Genomic DNA, 17137 nt, shown 5'->3' with positions numbered 1-17137 from the left:
TCCCGTAATCGACCAGTAGAAATATTGAGTAAAAAAGCAGCTTGCGTAGTAGTAACTAAAGGTTCAGTAGTAGTAACTAAAGGTTCAGTCATAAGTACAACGTTGGGGTTTTTAGATTTTAGATAAATTATAATATCTTTGATATTAGATAATTTTTAGTTTAGCATAGCAAGAAAAATCAAAAAGTGGTAAGAGCATTGACTTAATCAAAGAATAACGATATAATACGTTGTAAACCGTACTATTAGACAGACTGTGTTCACGAGTAAATGAAATCCATGATTAACCAAGCTCAAACTCGTGGAACAAGCAGAAAACCCTGATGGCTCAACACGCGGGGTATAGCAGATGGTGCTATAACTGGGGTAAAAGGTTTGTGGAATGCTGCATATATTCATGGTTACAAGCCTAATGCTCGAAAGCTAAGAGAGGTTTTTACCAATCACACATGCACCACTTTACCCTTGGATGAAAAACTTGTCCTCGAGGGTCTATCAATATGCTTTCATCAATTTAGGTGAAGCGTTTAAGAGGTTTTTTCAAAGGCCCTTGTAAACATCCAAAGTTTAAGAAGAAAGGTAAACACGATTCCTTTCCTTCGGAATGCTTCCCTACGGGATGCTTCGCAAACGCAAACACAATTGATAATTGTGGAAAACCAATAGAATTAAATGGATAGAATCATAAATTACCTTTTAAAGGCAATTGTCAAAACTTATGAACCAGTTGAAGCAAGAACTAAAAAAAGTAGACAGGCTCGAGATTGGTACTTAAGTTGTAGCTATGAATTCACTCCTAATCCAACTCCAAAGACGATTGAAGTTGTAGGTGTTGATTTAGGTGTGAAAACCTTATTCTTCTTTAAGCACGGGAGTTGTTTTCCCTGGTGCTAAATCTTACAAGAAATTGATTAGCAAACTTTCTAAGTTACAATACCTTAACCGCAATAAAAAGATTGGTTCAGCTAACTGGAAAAAGGCGCAACTAAAACAAGCCAAGCTACACACAAAGGTAGCTAATATCCGTAAAGACGTGCTTCATAAATTGACAACATATCTAGCTAAAAACCACAGCGTTGTTGCTCAAACGAAGATTTGAATGTGAGGGGTATGTTGGCTAATCATAAACTAGCTAAAATCAGTTAGCAGATAGTGGTTTTATGAATTTAGGCGACAGCTTGAATACAAAACTCAGTGGTACGGCTCTGAGCTAGCAGTCGTTGATAGGTTTTTCCCATCATCAAAAACTTGCTCGAACTGCGGTCACGTCCAAGATATGCCACTAAACCTTAGAACTTATAACTGTCCTGATTGTGGGATATCTATAGATCGCGATCTGAATGCAAGTATAAATTTGAGAGATGCGGTCGGGCAAGACCCGTGAATGCTTGTGGATGAGTAACCGCCGACGGCCTCAGTTGTTTGCGTAGCATTCCGTAGGAAAGCAGGAAGTAAACAGTAAAATATCACGCTATGTGACGTTTTATATCGGTTTTATGAAGCAGTGGATAGAAGATGCTCCTGAACTGAGCGTTGGCGAAGCCTAGCGTCAGCTACATCGCCCCCAGGAAGTCTACGTTACTTTCTTAGAAAAGAAACCAGAGTCAAATCAAAAATCCCGTGGTGAACAGATGGCAAAAGCACTAGAAAAATTAGCTGAAATCAAATCTTTTGCAAATGTAGAATCGAAAACTTGGCAACAAGAAATTCGTCAAGATCGCGGACTTCCCAATAGAGAGTAATAATGTTACTTGATAGCAATATCATTATCTACGCTACTCAAGCAGAAAATAATGCTTTAAGGAAGTTTATTGCTGAACATTCACCTGCTGTTTCAGCACTTTCCTATGTTGAGGTACTTGGTTACCATCAACTTACAGAACAAGAACGTTTGTTTTTTGAGGATTTTTTTCGTGCTTCCCTCGTTTTACCTATTTCCCAAGCAGTTTTAGATCAAGCTGTAGCGCTCAGACAAATTAGAAGAATGACATTAGGAGATGCTATTATTGCGGGAACTGCTTTGGTTCATAACTTAACTTTAGTAACTCGAAATGTAGAAGATTTTCAATGGATTAATTAATTACAATTAATCAACCCTTTTGAGCCATAAAATTCTCACCTGAGAGGGAAAGTTAAATGAATTAATTTTAGTAAAGCATAAATAAAAGCACTATACCTGAATCCTTGCAATAAAAGTTATCGATTCATATAAAAAGATGCGCTCATAGCGCACCTTTTTAATTATTTAATTAACCTTTACCAACTTTTTTTGATTTTTATTAGATGCAATAGGCGCACTTAAAGCTTCATGCAGTTCAGCACAGCCTAATTTTTCTTCTAAAATAGCCATAACTTCACGACCAAAATCATTAGAATTTCTTCGCCAAGCTTCTAGACAAACTTCACCGAAAAATGCACCTAAAGGTTCTGGATTCCATAACAACTTTCTCGCTGTCCAAGGCATTAAACTCATTGGATCATATCCAGGTCTCAAAATGTTGTTCTTAAAAGCATAATCTTCTAAATGAGTATGAGGTTGTAACCCAATAAAGAAAATAGCAGGTTCTACTTTATCCGCTCCAAAAATTTTCTCTAGTTCCCTATGATAGGCAATAGTTTGCCTAATTGTTTCATAAGTTTCATCGATTACATTAAAAGAGTAATTAACTGAAACTAAATCATTAAAACCAGCAGCTTTTAAATCCCGACAATTTTCTAATACTACCCGCAAGTTATAACCCATTCGCATCTTCCTGACAAGTGCTTGGGAACCACTGGTAATGCCAATCTCAAAATAATTCATCCCAGTTTTTGCCATCAACTCGCACAACTGGGGAGTGAGATTATCTGCGCGAATATATGCTGCCCAGTGAATATCATCCATCCCTGCATCAAGGATTTTTTGTAATAATTCCACAGCATCATCAATAAACTTCCGAGCAGGAATAAACTGAGCATCAGTAAACCAGAAATTACGAATACCGCGAGCATATAGTTGCTTCATTTCTGCAACTACTTCATCAGCAGGGTTGATCCGCACTTGTTTACCCTCAATAACTGTATAGACACAATAACAACAATTATGGGGGCAACCGCGTTTTGTTTGTACTCCAATGTAGAAATCTTGGTCTTGGAGGTAATATACAAATTCTGGCCAGATGCTATTGATATAGTCATAGTTGCAAGCAGTTTTCTCAAGAGAAGTTGGTTTTTCGTGAATCATGCGATCGCGCGGTGATGTTTCTCCTACCACATAGCATCGTTGATCGCTAAACTCTTCCCCCCGAATTACTCTTTCTAACAAGACCTCTCCTTCCCCAACAGATACAATAGTACCAGTAGGTAAACTACGACCCAGTTGTTCATAAAAGACACTTACTGCTCCACCACCAACTACTACACGAGTTTCTGGTTCATAAATTTTGGCCCTTTTTAGACCCTCTTTAATTAGTCCTATGTTACGCCAGAGTTCGCTGTAATAAGAAACTGCTAACCGCAGACCTCCCAGTGCACCCCTAAGTTTAATTAGAGGGTTTTTCGCATAGTAAAACTCGAAAGCGTTTTGCAGGGGGTTGCCTCCGCGACCTCCTACGGGTGCATATATCTGAATATCTCGCCACGAGAATACTAATAGGTTTGGTCTGAATTTATCAATACAGTTATTTAAAGCTGTTGTGTAGTCTAGAGGTGGTACCGCCCCCAGGTCAAATATCCTTTGTTCTACTTCTGGGAATAGTTTGTGGACATGATCTGCTAAATACACAACTCCGATCGGAAAAATGGGATTACATGGGAGGCGAACATAAAGAACTTTATTTTCCATAATGTCTTTGTAATACAACGTTTAGTAAATCCTTTTGCAAGAATGAAATGGCCAAATCAATTCAAAATTAAAAATTATTAATTCAAAATTATAACCTCTCCCTGTTTGCTCCGCATTCCGCAGGAAAGTCAGACGCTTGAATCCTTAATTAAACAATTATTGAAATTCAGTTATAACCAAAATTTTTCAACTTTGAATTTTGAATTTTGAATTCAAAAACAGGCTTGAACCCTTAATTAAACAATTATTGAAATTCAGTTATAACCAAAATTTTTCAACTTTGAATTTTGAATTTTGAATTCAAAAAATGGTCAATATGTCCGACTTACTTAATCTTCATCTTAATCTTTAATTTTCTTAAAATTTTGATCCCCCATCTTATATAAAAGTAAATTAGCTTATATTCCTAGCTAAGAGCAGTTTGAATTAACATTGTCTGTATAATTTGATGCCATAGTCTAAATTCAAGAAAAAGTTAAAAATTTGCGATAATCTTAATAGATAATCTTAATAATTTATTAATAAAGCCTTAAATACGTTATTAAGAATTGATTATGTGATCGAAAACCTATAACTAAGTATTCAAAATTACAGCTAATTGGGATCGGTTGATGTTAATCTATTTTTATAACTAAAATTTGTATAAAACAAAAATTTTTCAGAGACACACCATGGCACAAATACTCGATCCCTTACCATCCAATAGTTCAAATCAAGTTCTCTGTTGCTACGTTAATGCCACAAGTCAAATCCAGATAGCTAAAATTAGTAACATACCTAATTGGGATTTTGAAAGAGTTGTTTTTCCAGGGCAACGTTTAGTATTTGAAGCAGTTATCGGTGCTTGTATGGAGATTCATACAGGTAGTATGGCCAGCTCTATCTTATCAGATACAATACCTTGCGATCGCCTACAAATCAATGAAGGACCCTATTCTTCTATTGCCAAAATTGAAAAGTCTAAAGTCAAGTCACTTACTTTACCTCAAATACCAAAGTCTCCTTCAAAACCAGCACCAGTTTTGAGCGCAGTAGATTAATTCATTTAGACTCAAGGGAGTAAAATTAAAACTTTGAGGAGCAATCAACATTATAATCATCATCTATTTCTTTATCTAAGAAAAAAGTTGATTTCCTCAATCATTAAAATACTCCCAACAAATTTATTTTTTTTTGTGTTTTGTCTCAAGAATTTTAGGGAAGCTATGGGTTGCTACTCATTTCCTCTCTGTTGTGCTATGTTCAAAATTTTTGGATACAATACAGCCTAGATTGAAATACTGAAATACACAAGCTTTGGATTTTAGGTAAGAGGCAATGGGAAATAAAGAATAAGGTATTAGGAAAAAGAAAAAATATAGTATCTCATTGATATTTAAGAACTGCTATATCAACTTAAATTCATCAGTTCAATTTTGACTCAATTTCTAAATTATTGAAGATAAATTTCCTCTCCCTATTTACGTAACGCTATAAATATTTTGGTGTTTCTTTACTAAAGTATTTTCTGGAGTTAATCTTTTTGATTACTTCAATATATCCAAAAGTTTTAGGGTAGGGAATAGAGAATAGAGAATAGGGAACATAGAAATTTCCTTTCCCTATTTGCGTAGCGCTATAAATATTTTGGCGTTTCTTTACTAAAGTATTTTCTGGAGTTAATCTTTTTGATTACTTCAATATATCCAAAACTTGTAGAGTTTAGCAAATTATCCGACTAAATTTTTTGGATGTTTAACAATTATCTACAAGCTCGTTTTTGTAGATTATTTTTCTCAACAATTTGTGGTTAATTTGCTCAGTTGTTTTAATATAATCGTCAATTTTTAATTTCCTAAATTTTTCTATAATACCAACGGCGCTCGATATTTTTTACCGAAAAATTTTGGTTTAAAGCCTCCCCTTTTAAGGGGATAATAAATAAAAACTTTTATGATTAGTCAATCTTCTTCTTTTCAAGGAGAGATAATTATTAATTATTCATTATTAATTATTAATTGTTGAAGCTACAGGTAGGGAAGTTCTATGCAACGTCTGAAGAAAGAAGAAACAAGGAATAAATATTGAATAAAAAAAGGGAAATATTACATTCCAATTTTCTATCCGGATTTACTAAACCTACAGCGACTTGTCCTATATATTCAATTTGTGAAAATGATTTTAACTGTACCTACAAAAGGCGTCATTATATCTATATTTGAGTGCGCTATTGGATAAAATTTAAAGCTAATAAACCAATACTTTATTAGGTTTGAAGTAATAGAATATAGAACTACCTAAAAATCCAAAATAATGTAATTCGGCGTTGCTGAATCAAGGTATGAAAATAAAAATTGAACAATTTGAAATAGTTGTTATTCAATGGTTTATAAATTACCAAAAAATACAAATCATACCCACGCATCAGCAACGCCTGTAATTCAAATCCCTATTCCTAAAACTTATCAAAATCTTATAAACTTGAATAAAAAGGCTTTGATATTAATGTCTCTTTGACTAAAAATATCAGGATGGCAACGAAAAATTCTTAAATTTTATTATTCCTCCTAATTTTTGACTCTGTTCTCCTGACTCCATAAGCAGCAGCAGAACTATTTGTAGCAAAAATTTATCAAATAGGTATAATTTTATTATGTTTAATTAACCAGACTTAGTATGATTGAAAATCAACACTCAGAAACATTCATATTTAGAATTTCTCCTATAATTAAATTAACCCTTTTAAGTTTGTATATTGCATTAACTATACCTTTACCTTTTTTATCTGAAGCCACAAATGCCCCAGTATCTCCTGTTATTCTAGCAGTAGGATTAACACTAGGAACTGTGGCATTATACGCAGCTCTAACAGAACGAGTAATAACAAATGACAAGGGAATCCAAGTATGCTATCCAGTTTGGGTTCCAGACCTCTTTCGCAAAGGTTGGTACTTACCTTGGACAGAAATAAAAGCTCTTAAACCTCGGACTACAGGCCAAGGTGGCCTAGTCTACTATTTTCTGAATAATTCTGGACAAGGTTATTTATTACCCATGCGAGTAGTGGGTTTTGCCAAACTGGTTCGGATAGTAGAGGCAAAGACAGGTATAGATACAACTGATGTACGTCCTTTGTCACAACCTTGGATGTATCTTATCTTATTCGGTTGTACCATACTATTACTATTAATAGATGCTTGGACTATTTCCAATGCGATCGCTATTTCCTAGCTAAAAAATGGAACAGCAGCAGTCTCAACTATATTTAGACCAAGTAAGTTTAACTACTCCAATCAGCTCTTACAATTTACTGAAAGATATTTCTTTTACTGTAGAAAAAGGTGCTAGGGTTGCTCTAGTCGGAACTTCCGGTGCGGGTAAAACATCTCTGTTACGACTATTCAATAGATTAATTTCTCCTACTTCTGGTTATATCTATTTAGACAACCAGGAGTACGGCAAAATTCCTGTAATGCAATTACGAAAAGAGGTAACTATGGTATTACAGGAGTCAAAACTTTTGGGAATGTCTGTAGCAGAAGCGATCGCTTATCCTTTAAAACTTAGAGGACTAAGGCAACCCGAAATTCAGCAAAGGTGCGAATATTGGATACAGCAATTAAATATTCCTGAATCTTGGTTATCCAGGTCAGAATTACAACTTTCAATGGGGCAAAAACAGTTAGTAGCGATCGCTCGCGCTGCTGTAATTCAACCTAAAATTCTTTTATTGGACGAACCTACCTCAGCTCTAGATATTGGTACTGCTAGTCGAGTTCTACAGGTATTAGCAACCTTAGCAGAAACGGAAGTAACAGTAATTATGGTCACTCATCAAATAGATTTAGCTCAACAGTTTTGTACAAAGCTACTACATCTAGAACAAGGAGAATTAATTGAAGATTCCCCTAATAGTAAAGTTGATTGGGGTAAGTTATGCCATCATATCATCCAAGCACAAGCTCAGGAAACTGAAGAATGGACTTAGTTTCACAAAAATATTAGTAATCAATAGTCAATAGTCAGTAGTCAGTAGTCAGTAGATAAGATGAGTAGTCCTACTTTTTGAATTTTGTGTGACAATAACAGCTCCCCTAGCCAGGTATCCCTTTTTCCTGTATAGTACCAAATTTAGAGTAGTCAGTAGTCAATAGTCAGTAGTTAGTAGGTAATATCATGTTCGGATAAACACTAACTATAAAGTCATTGCGACTGGAACGGAGTGGAAGGAAGAATCTCATGGGTTTGAGAGATCTCTTCCATCTATATCCTAATCATAACTATTCAACCGAACATGATATAAGATGAGTAGCCTTACTTTTTGAATTTTGTATGACAAGAGCAGTGGGAGCATCTTGCTCCCGTACCTAGGTATTCCTTTTTCCTGTACAATGCCAATTTCCTGTATAACACCAAGTCTCGATAGTCAGTAGTCAGTAGTCAGTAGGTAAGATGAGTAGTCCTACTTTTTGAATTTTGTATGACAAGAACAGTGGGAGCATCTTGCTCCCCTAGCCAGGTATTCCTTTTTCCTGTATAGTATCAGATTTAGAGTAGTCAGTAGTCAGTAGTCACGAGGTAAGATAAGTAGCCTTACTTTTTTGAATTTTGTATGACAAGAACAGTGGAAGCATCTTGCTCCCGTACCTAGGTATTTCTTTATTCCCATACCAAGTCTGGATTAAGCACACCTGTTTGGAGCAAACTATGAAAACTCAGTAGAGAAGTTCCATGGAACTTCTCTACCAGGTGGGATATAACAAATATATCTATACCCGATTTTGTATAACATTACTATGCAGGACTACCAATACAAAAAACATCAGTCTGATTTTAGTTGGTGTTAAAAATCCCCAGTTTTAAATTTAACTTCTGACTTCTGACTTCAAACTTCTGACTTCTTCAAGCTGGTGCAACTTCTTGAGGTTGTTTATAACTTTTTTGATAATTATTATTCCATTTACCCATACTCAAGATTTCTCGATTAAATCTATAACCGACATTTCTAACTGTCTGAATTACACTAGGTTCCCGGGGGTCAATTTCAATTTTTTTCCGCAGAGATAGTACATGAGTATCTATAGTACGAGGATTATCTATAGAATCTGGCCATCCCCTGCTTAGTAATTCTGAACGAGTAAGAGGCATTCCTTCTGCTTGAGCTAGGACATATAGAAGATTAAATTCTTGTGGAGTTAGATCGATTAGACTACCGTTTAAGATAACTCTACGGTGTACCAAATCAATAATCAAATCGCCATAATCTAAACTAATGGGTGGGGTACAACTAATAGTTCTACGACGACGTAATAGTGCTTCTACCCTAGCCATAAACTCTTGCATACCAAAAGGCTTTGTGAGATAGTCATCTGCTCCTGACTTTAACCCTGCTACAATATCCGCTTCAGTTGTGCGTGAGGATAGCATTAAAATTAAACACTGTTGCTGTTGCTGAAGCCACTTGCAAAATTCTAGACTATTTCCATCTGGTAAGTCAGCTTCTAGAATCACCAGACTTGGGCAATGAGTGTATATTAATTTTTTTGCAAGCTCAACATTTGCTGACTGATGTACCCAGTGCTTTGATTGCTGTAGATGCCAACCAAGTAGGGAACGCAGATGCGCATTCCCTTCTATAATTAAGATACAAGCATCTCCCACTTAAATAACTTCCTATATATATTTATTTTATAATTACATCGTAGTAATCTAACATAAATTATTGTTGTCTTTTTGTAGCATCTGTTACTCTGTTAATTAATAAGCTTGAGCGAGCTGATCTAAAGATTTTAAGCATCATGTCTCAAAGAGACAAAATTAACCCTCAAGTTTGTTACCAAGAAACTAAAGTAACTTCAGTAAGAACAAAAAACAAATAATCAACGTCTATAACAATTTCTAACTAAAAGTTTAGAAGTCCTGCTTTTTGTATTCTGACTATTGAATATTTACTTTTAGCAATTTATAGTAAAATTTTTGCCAATTAATTATTATTTTAGATGGACTAGTAATTATATCACATATTTGAGATTTTTTCCAATCAAGATTTTGAGCTTTTTGGCTAAGATTAATGGAATATAAGAGAAATATATTGTAGAGAGAAGAACAACTAGGAATAAATCGATTTTTAACTCTACTAGAAATTTGAAAAGCTTCCGGAAATTGTTTTAAAATAGAAGTAGTAGAACTCTAAGAGTAGAAAAATTGACCACTCAAAAGCGTTTTTGTAATGTGTAATACCAACACTCAAGTAGGTTCAGACTAATCTCAAAAACTAATAGTACAAGTTGCATTAAAAAGAAAATAACATTAACCTAAAACTAGATTCTGATACAAAATATAACCATTATCCCTAAGAACACAAAAGCAATGTTAACTGACGCTCTAACAATCCGCCACTATCAAAAACTAACCGACGCCCTCGTCGAAATGTGGAACCGTGGTTATCGATATGAGGAGATGCGCATATATTTAGATGGTTATCTAGCATCTTTAAGAATCTCTAAGGCGATCGAACCATTTTTAATTAATAGACTGGAGGAAGAAACAACTCGCTACATATATGACCCTTCAAATTTTGAAATGCAATTACAAACTCAACCAGAAGTAGATTACTATTAAATTACAAATCCAAGTAACTATAATAGTACACATAAAAAATGAAGGGCATTATCACATACCCTTCATTTTTTATAGTTTTAAAAATGTTGAGATTTCTAAGAAGCTGAAGCAATTGCTAGCATTTGCTCTAGTTCATCTTTTTTGTTATTGTACATTTCAATCACCAAATCAGAGCCTCCGATAAATTCACCACCAATGTAAAGTTGGGGAATTGTAGGCCAATTAGAATATTCCTTAATTCCTTGACGAATGTCCGGATCTTCTAACACATCGCAAGTTTCATAGGTTGCTCCTAAAGTATTCAATATTTGTACTACATTATTAGAGAAACCACACTGAGGCATCAGTTTATTACCCTTCATAAAAAGCATAATTTTGTTCTGAGTAATTAAGTTATCGATCTTTGCTTTTAATTCTGGAGTCATGTTTATTTCCTTAGTAGATGGTCATAAAAGCTTTCAACATTCACTATTTAGCTAACCTGAATTTATGGTTTGATATGCTTAAGTGATAGGCGATCGCTTTTTGGTTATAGATACTATTAATTTGCCTGATGTTTAATGGCAAACTATGAGAATTAATTAATTATGGCTAATGTAGCCAAACAATCCTGTTTACCTTGTAACCTAAAAGCCAAAATTAAGCATTCTGCCCTGCTGCTTGCCACTCTTCAGGAGTATAGGTTTTCAAAGCTAAAGCATGGATAGCTTCAGAGGCCATTGGTTCTTGTACGGCAGCATAAACCATTTGATGTTGTTTCACGAGAGTTTTCCCTTCAAACTCAGAGGACACAACAATGGCTTGTAGGTGGTCACCACCACCTGTTAAATCTTGGACTTGTACCTGAGCATCTGGTAACTTCTCTTTGATCATTAATTCAACTTGCTCTAAATTCATAATTCTTCCTCTGAGAAAATACTGCTATTCTACATTTTAATTATTTGAGGGGGTTTGGATTAGCTATCAGTCCCGCGCCATAATCTACGATTTAGGGTCGGGATACATTGACTCCCTCAAGCTGATTTGATCCGGTAAAATCAGTATTTACTGCAATTGCGTTTTGTGGTATTATGCCAGCTATGATAGCTCTCAACTACACTTATCGAATTTATCCTGACCAAAAACAGGTCGAGTTATTGAATGAATGGCTCGAAACTTATCGTAGTGTTTATAACTATGCTCTAGCCGAACTCAAGGATTGGATTGCTTCCAGAAAATGTCCAATAGATAGGTGTAGTTTGCACAGTGAATATATTATGAATGCTGATTATCCATTCCCTGGATATCAGCAACAGCAAAACAACCTCCCCAAAGCTAAGAAGGAGTTTCCACGACTAGCATCAGTTCCTTCTCAAGTATTGCAGACAACTATCCGAAGATTGCACGATGGTTGGGACTTTTTCCAAAAAAGAGGTCATGGATTTCCCAGGTTCAAAAAGTACGGGCAAATGAAGTCCATTTTGTTTCCTCAATTCAAAGTCATTCCGATTACAGGATGGCAAATTAAGCTCCCAAAATTAGGAAAAGTTGAAATCAACCTACATCGTCCAATACCTGACGGTTTTGTTATCAAACAAGTGAGAATCCTCAAAAAAGCGATGGGGTGGTTCGCTGTAATTACTATTCAATCTGATATTTCTATTCCAGAACCACTACCCCATGGACATTTTATCGGGGTAGATGTAGGATTGGATAAATACTTGGCAACCAGTGATGGCTTTGTAGAACCGGGACGAAAATTTTTCAAGACAGAGCATAGTCGGCTGAAAGTGCTACAACGCAGAATGTCTAAGAAAAAGAAGGGTTCTGCTAACTACGAGAAAGCAAGGATTAAAGTAGAGAAACAGCACAATCGTATTGCATTCAAACGTAAAGACTATCAGTTCAAATTAGCCCATAAATTATGCGACATGGCTGAGACTATATTTGTAGAAGATATAGATTTTAGAACTATGGCCAAAGGTTTCTTGGGCAAACATACTGTTGATGCAGGTTTTGGACAGTTTAGAAATATTTTATTTTATGTTGGGAAACAGCGGGGAGTATACGTTGCTCAAGTAGACCACAAAGGCACTTCTCAAACTTGCCCAAACTGCCGTAGTGTAGTAAGGAAGAAACTCTCAGATAGATGGCATAGCTGTCCAGAATGTAAATATGAGGCTGATAGAGACATAGCCTCAGCACAGGAAATCTGTAACCGAGGCTATGAGCAACTAACTACCCAGGGACTCTGGGGTCAAGAAATAGGCTGTCAAGTCGGGCTGTCGGGGGCATTATGCCTAGATAAGTGGCGCAGGGCAGCAATGTCTAACAGCGATGTTGGAAGTCCGCGCTGTACCTCCTAGAGGTCAGCCTTGGGAGGATGTCACTTCAGAGATTGGGAGGAGGCAGGAGATTGGCCATCTCCAGAGTTTCTAGGATAAGGAATATCTACAAAACCTAACTCTAGTAACTGCTGATAAGCTTTTTTCCCTAAATCGCGAGTAGGTTGCTGAGAACTAATAATTTGAACCAGTAATGGTACTGCTAGTTCTGGTTGATTTTGTGCCCGGTGGACAAGGGCTAATTGATAAGTAGCTTGGTCTCTCATTTGGGCAGTTTCCAGAGCTTTGGTACGTTGGGCATCTGCCAGACGATTATCAATACCAGAAAAACTAGCAGCTAGTTGACTATGGAAATTAGAAAGTTGATTAAATATTTGACGAGCTTCTTGTAGTTTCTGGTTAGCTAAATCATAATTCTCGGAACCAATGGCATCGTCAGCTTCGCTCATTAAGCGTTGTCCTCCTGGAAGACTCAGAAGACTATTCTGGGGATCTAAAGGACGAGCATTTTCAGGTTGGGTAGGTTGTATTGGTTGAACTGGAATAGGAGTAGAGTTTTCTGAGTCTATAGTCTCTTGAGATTGAGCATTCAGGGGTTCTTGTAAAAGTGTGAAAGCTGTCATAATCGGGAGAGTCAAGCCGAATGAGGAATAAACAAAACGAATAGCTTTAGTTAATACCATGATTATTTTAGTCGGTTTGTATAAATAAAAAAGGATTTTTCACTTATGGTATCATTATTTGAAAAAAGATATATATTTGATAAGTTATACCAATTACTAAAAGTAATGCTATACTTGCCTGGCAATTCAATTATTAAATAATTAACACAGGAATAATACCAATTACCATGCATTAACGCTATACTTCAACACCTAAATAGTTACTAAGGTTTCAAGTCTTTTTTTGACAATTTAAGGTTGGTTAGTAATTATTTTTCCTACTTTTAATCCCTCCCGCCACTTCCCACACTACCCACACTTCTCCATCCAATCAAATATAGCAAAATTTTTGATAAATAGTATAACAACCTTTTTAATTATTATTAACCAGAAGCGTGTTAATTATTGATGTTTTTACTTCTCCCGTACGGACGTTGCTTGAACATTAATGCGTTACATGTCGCGCAGCGATACGTTCCTACTACTCCCCCACTCCCCTACTCAAAAAAATGTATAAAAGTTTTTGAGAATTCGTATTATACCTATAAAAATGATGGTAGTTGCCACAAGTCCGGTTGAAATTCTGTGAGGGAATTAAGAATTTGATGGGCAGAATGAAATAGGTTTTTATCCATGTCAGGATCGGGGACAACAATGACGGACATTCTGGCAGCTAAAGCAGCTTCCATTCCTGCTAAAGAATCTTCAAATACTAAACATTTTTCTGGGGAAACATTTAATCTTTCAGCAGCTATTAAGAAAATATCTGGCGCTGGTTTTCCACGTTTGAGATTGGGGTCATCTCCAACAACAATATAATCAAATAATTGGAACCATTCTTGATGATTTTTTGTTTTTAAAGTAAATGGTTCGCGGGAAGAACTGGTAGCTACAGCTTGAGGAATTTTATTTTGATATAAATGTTGGGTAAGGCGAACTGCACCTGGCATTGGTTTGGCTTCAGGAAAGCGTTGATATGTGAGAGTATTTCTTTGTTGAAGATAATTTTCGGGAGTGACAGGTAGTTCTAATAGTTCTACAATTTTTCTGGCAGAATCAATAGATTTTCTGCCAGTAATTTTACATTTAGTATGTTTGTCAAAAATTTTGCCGTAACGACTTGTAACTTCTTGGTTTACTTGAGCGTGAATTGATTCTGTATCTAGAAGTAAACCGTCTAAGTCGTAGATAATATGGGTAATTTTTTGGAAATTATTCATTTGTTTTTAGGGAAAAAATAGGGGAGTGGGGGAGTGGGGGAGTGGGGGAGTGGGGGAGTGGGGAAGAAGTAAATATAAGAATAATTAACACGCTCCTAGCTATTCAGCAATTAACAATTAATAATTAATAATTAATTATTACCTTTCCCTAAAAGGGAGAGGATTTACAAAGAAGTAAAAGAAGGAAAAAAAAGAATTTTTCGCTTGAAAGGGGAGATTTTCCACCTCAATTATTTACTTATTAATTATTGATTATTCGGTAATTATAAAAAAATAATTCACCGAAAAATTTAGGTCTGAAGTCTCCTCTTTTAAGAGGATAAAAAAATGATTTTTCGTATTTGAAGCCTCCTGATTCTATAGAGGTACTGATAACTGAAATAACCCCATGTTAATTATTTAATTCTTTAAGTTTCAGCTAAGTATAGCATTACTTTTAGTAAGCTCAAACAAGAAACGAGAAAATCGTAAACATTCAGGTATTAGCGGTCAGCTTTTCCTACGGAATGCTAGGCAAACAGCTTTTTAATCAACGATGTAGTTCGATAGACTATTAAGGTTAACTGATGGACTTTTGCCCATACTTTTAATTCTTTAAAATCTCGCTTATTGCTTTTTCCTCTTTTAAAGTTAATGAAGCTGATAGCTGATAGCTGACTGCTGAATGCTTATAGAAAATCAGAAATTTCCTAGTTAATTCAAGCAAAATTTATTATTCATAATATTGGCAATATTGCTAAAAATCATTGTTTCATAGATTATTTCAGTAAAGTATTTTAAATTAGGAGTTTTCATACCCACAATTTTAGCCTGGTCATCCCAAATTCTTAATTGTACTGCATCTTCTGCATAGGGTTGCTGAATAAATTGGACTGCAGCAGCACAAGAAAATGCTCCACCTTGTAATTCTAAACTTCGTTGAGAAGCTGGTGATAAAGTTGCAAAATAGTTAGGTTTTGTTGCACAAAGATAACGTTTAGCTTCAACATGAAGACGAATTGGTTCTGTTACAGTTTCTCCAAATAAATGTTTTAAATACCTAATACTACGATATTCGTGATGGTCATTAATACCTTTTTTTGCTGCATTTTCTCCTAGGTTATGAACTAGATGTCCAAAGTCGTGAAATAAGCAAGCTACAATTAGTTCATTACTAGCTTTTGCTAGTTTTGCTAAAGTGGCACATTGGAGGGCGTGTTCTAGTTGACTAATAGGTTCTTGACCGTATTGGCAATGACCTTTGAAGGAGAGAATTTTGAGGATTGTCTCGATATTTAGTTTCATGTTTATTTTGTGTTCGGGAGTTATTTAAAAAAATTAGTTCTTAGGAGTTGATTCAGCTTATGTACTGCTGAATTTGGTGACGGTAAATTAAATTTTGACCGTAATTTTTAGATTGTTTTTTGCAGTTCATTTAGCAAGGTTAGGCAGTCTAACTTAATATTGCCAACTTACTGTAGAAATTTTAAAATTAATTATGAAATTTTGCTAGGGGTAATCACCCCATTAATTTTTCTACCAAGGCTATTTGATTAATTTGAGGTTTGATATTTACTGACAACTCTCAGAAAAACTTCAAAAAATTATGCTTTCCCAAAAAACAATTCTTCCAGCAACACGACGACGATTAATAACTACTGAAGTTAAATAGGGAATCATTCCATCATCAGCTTATGTACTGCATTAATTTTTCTACCAAGGCTATTTGATTAATTTGAGGTTTGATATTTACTGACAACTCTCAGAAAAACTTCAAAAAATTATGCTTTTCCCAAAAACAATTCTTCCAGCAACACGACGACGATTAATAACTACTGAAGTTAAATAGGGAATCATTCCATCATCATCATATTTACTAATTATTTTGGTGACAGTAAATCAAATTTTGACCGTAATTTTTAGATTGTTTTTTGCAGTTCATTGAGCAAGGTTAGGCGTTTAACTTAATAGTGCAAACTTACTATATAAATTTTCAAATTAGTTATCAAATTTTGCCAGGGATAATCACCCAATTAATTTTTATATCGAGGCTATTTGATTAATTTGAGGTTTGATATTTACTGATAACTCTCAGAAAAACTTCAAAAAATTATGCTTTCCCAAAAAACAATTCTTTCAGCAACACGACGACGATTAATAACTACTGAAGTTAAATGGGGAATCATTCCATCATCAGCTTATGTACTGCATTAATTTTTCTACCAAGGCTATTTGATTAATTTGAGGTTTGATATTTACTGACAACTCTCAGAAAAACTTCAAAAAATTATGCTTTCCCAAAAAACAATTCTTCCAGCAACACGACGACGATTAATAACTACTGAAGTTAAATAGGGAATCATTCCATCATCAGCTTATGTACTGCATTAATTTTTCTACCAAGGCTATTTGATTAATTTGAGGTTTGATATTTACTGACAACTCTCAGAAAAACTTCAAAAAATTATGCTTTTCCCAAAAACAATTCTTCCAGCAACACGACGACGATTAATAACTACTGAAGTTAAAT

The 17137-nt window shown here is 35.1% G+C and carries 13 protein-coding genes and 1 pseudogene; 7 read left to right on the top strand and 7 right to left on the bottom strand.

All coding sequences use genetic code 11. From position 1 onward, the window contains the following. The first annotated feature begins 322 nt into the window (after positions 1 to 322). Together F6K40_RS41290 and F6K40_RS02530 are read left to right on the top strand one after the other, a co-directional pair. A pseudogene (locus F6K40_RS41290) lies at positions 323 to 1383 on the top strand (RNA-guided endonuclease InsQ/TnpB family protein). A gap of 360 nt (positions 1384 to 1743) precedes the next feature. Beyond that, positions 1744 to 2079 (top strand): type II toxin-antitoxin system VapC family toxin, encoded by a 336-nt coding sequence (locus F6K40_RS02530; protein ID WP_293130897.1) that lies wholly within the window; start codon positions 1744 to 1746, stop codon positions 2077 to 2079. Positions 2080 to 2244: 165 nt separating this feature from the next. Here F6K40_RS02530 and F6K40_RS02525 read toward each other — a convergent pair whose 3' ends face one another. Further along, positions 2245 to 3822 (bottom strand): photosystem II high light acclimation radical SAM protein, encoded by a 1578-nt coding sequence (locus tag F6K40_RS02525; protein WP_293130894.1) that lies wholly within the window; start codon positions 3820 to 3822, stop codon positions 2245 to 2247. Between the two features lie 671 nt (positions 3823 to 4493). Here F6K40_RS02525 and F6K40_RS02520 point away from each other — a divergent pair. The 3 genes from F6K40_RS02520 (at position 4494) to F6K40_RS02510 (ending at position 7789) form a co-directional block, all read left to right on the top strand. Further along, on the top strand, positions 4494 to 4862 hold the full coding sequence (locus tag F6K40_RS02520) for a DUF1830 domain-containing protein (RefSeq protein ID WP_293130892.1): 369 nt from the start codon (positions 4494 to 4496) through the stop codon (positions 4860 to 4862). Positions 4863 to 6477: 1615 nt separating this feature from the next. After that, positions 6478 to 7032, top strand: a complete 555-nt coding sequence (locus tag F6K40_RS02515; protein WP_293130890.1) for a hypothetical protein — start codon at positions 6478 to 6480, stop codon at positions 7030 to 7032. 7 nt (positions 7033 to 7039) lie between these two features. Then, the gene (locus F6K40_RS02510; RefSeq protein ID WP_293130888.1) at positions 7040 to 7789 is read left to right on the top strand and encodes an energy-coupling factor ABC transporter ATP-binding protein; all 750 of its coding nucleotides are present in this window, start codon (positions 7040 to 7042) and stop codon (positions 7787 to 7789) included. A 914-nt stretch (positions 7790 to 8703) separates the two neighbouring features. Here the strand turns inward: F6K40_RS02510 and F6K40_RS02505 are convergent. After that, a complete protein-coding gene (locus F6K40_RS02505) occupies positions 8704 to 9462 on the bottom strand; it encodes a response regulator transcription factor (RefSeq protein WP_293130885.1) in 759 nt (252 codons plus the stop codon). Between the two features lie 708 nt (positions 9463 to 10170). On the opposite strand from F6K40_RS02505, the gene F6K40_RS02500 reads away from it, so the two are divergent. Next, positions 10171 to 10422 carry a DUF6761 family protein gene (locus F6K40_RS02500; RefSeq protein ID WP_293130881.1) on the top strand — a complete coding sequence of 84 codons (252 nt, stop codon included), beginning with the start codon at positions 10171 to 10173 and terminating at the stop codon, positions 10420 to 10422. Positions 10423 to 10517: 95 nt separating this feature from the next. On the opposite strand, the gene grxD is transcribed toward F6K40_RS02500, so the two are convergent. Both grxD and F6K40_RS02490 read right to left on the bottom strand, forming a co-directional pair. Then, positions 10518 to 10847, bottom strand: a complete 330-nt coding sequence (gene grxD / locus F6K40_RS02495; protein WP_293130879.1) for a Grx4 family monothiol glutaredoxin — start codon at positions 10845 to 10847, stop codon at positions 10518 to 10520. A gap of 214 nt (positions 10848 to 11061) precedes the next feature. Further along, positions 11062 to 11322, bottom strand: a complete 261-nt coding sequence (locus F6K40_RS02490; RefSeq protein ID WP_293130914.1) for a BolA family protein — start codon at positions 11320 to 11322, stop codon at positions 11062 to 11064. A 170-nt stretch (positions 11323 to 11492) separates the two neighbouring features. Between F6K40_RS02490 and F6K40_RS02485 the strand changes: the two genes are divergently transcribed. Beyond that, on the top strand, positions 11493 to 12767 hold the full coding sequence (locus F6K40_RS02485) for an RNA-guided endonuclease InsQ/TnpB family protein (RefSeq protein WP_293130876.1): 1275 nt from the start codon (positions 11493 to 11495) through the stop codon (positions 12765 to 12767). 20 nt (positions 12768 to 12787) lie between these two features. Here F6K40_RS02485 and F6K40_RS02480 read toward each other — a convergent pair whose 3' ends face one another. The 3 genes from F6K40_RS02480 to F6K40_RS02470 form a co-directional block, all read right to left on the bottom strand. Further along, positions 12788 to 13429 carry a tetratricopeptide repeat protein gene (locus F6K40_RS02480; RefSeq protein WP_293130873.1) on the bottom strand — a complete coding sequence of 214 codons (642 nt, stop codon included), beginning with the start codon at positions 13427 to 13429 and terminating at the stop codon, positions 12788 to 12790. 521 nt (positions 13430 to 13950) lie between these two features. Continuing rightward, entirely contained in the window at positions 13951 to 14628 is a 678-nt protein-coding gene (locus tag F6K40_RS02475; protein WP_293130870.1) for an HAD-IA family hydrolase, read from the bottom strand. A gap of 693 nt (positions 14629 to 15321) precedes the next feature. Next, positions 15322 to 15912, bottom strand: coding sequence for a phosphonate degradation HD-domain oxygenase (locus F6K40_RS02470; RefSeq protein ID WP_293130868.1), 591 nt, complete (start codon positions 15910 to 15912; stop codon positions 15322 to 15324). Positions 15913 to 17137: the final 1225 nt, after the last annotated feature.

Origin of the sequence: Okeania sp. SIO3I5 (assembly GCF_010672085.1) — a bacterium.
Taxonomy (GTDB): Bacteria; Cyanobacteriota; Cyanobacteriia; order Cyanobacteriales; family Microcoleaceae; genus Trichodesmium.
This window is presented reverse-complemented; position numbering and strand designations above follow the sequence as displayed.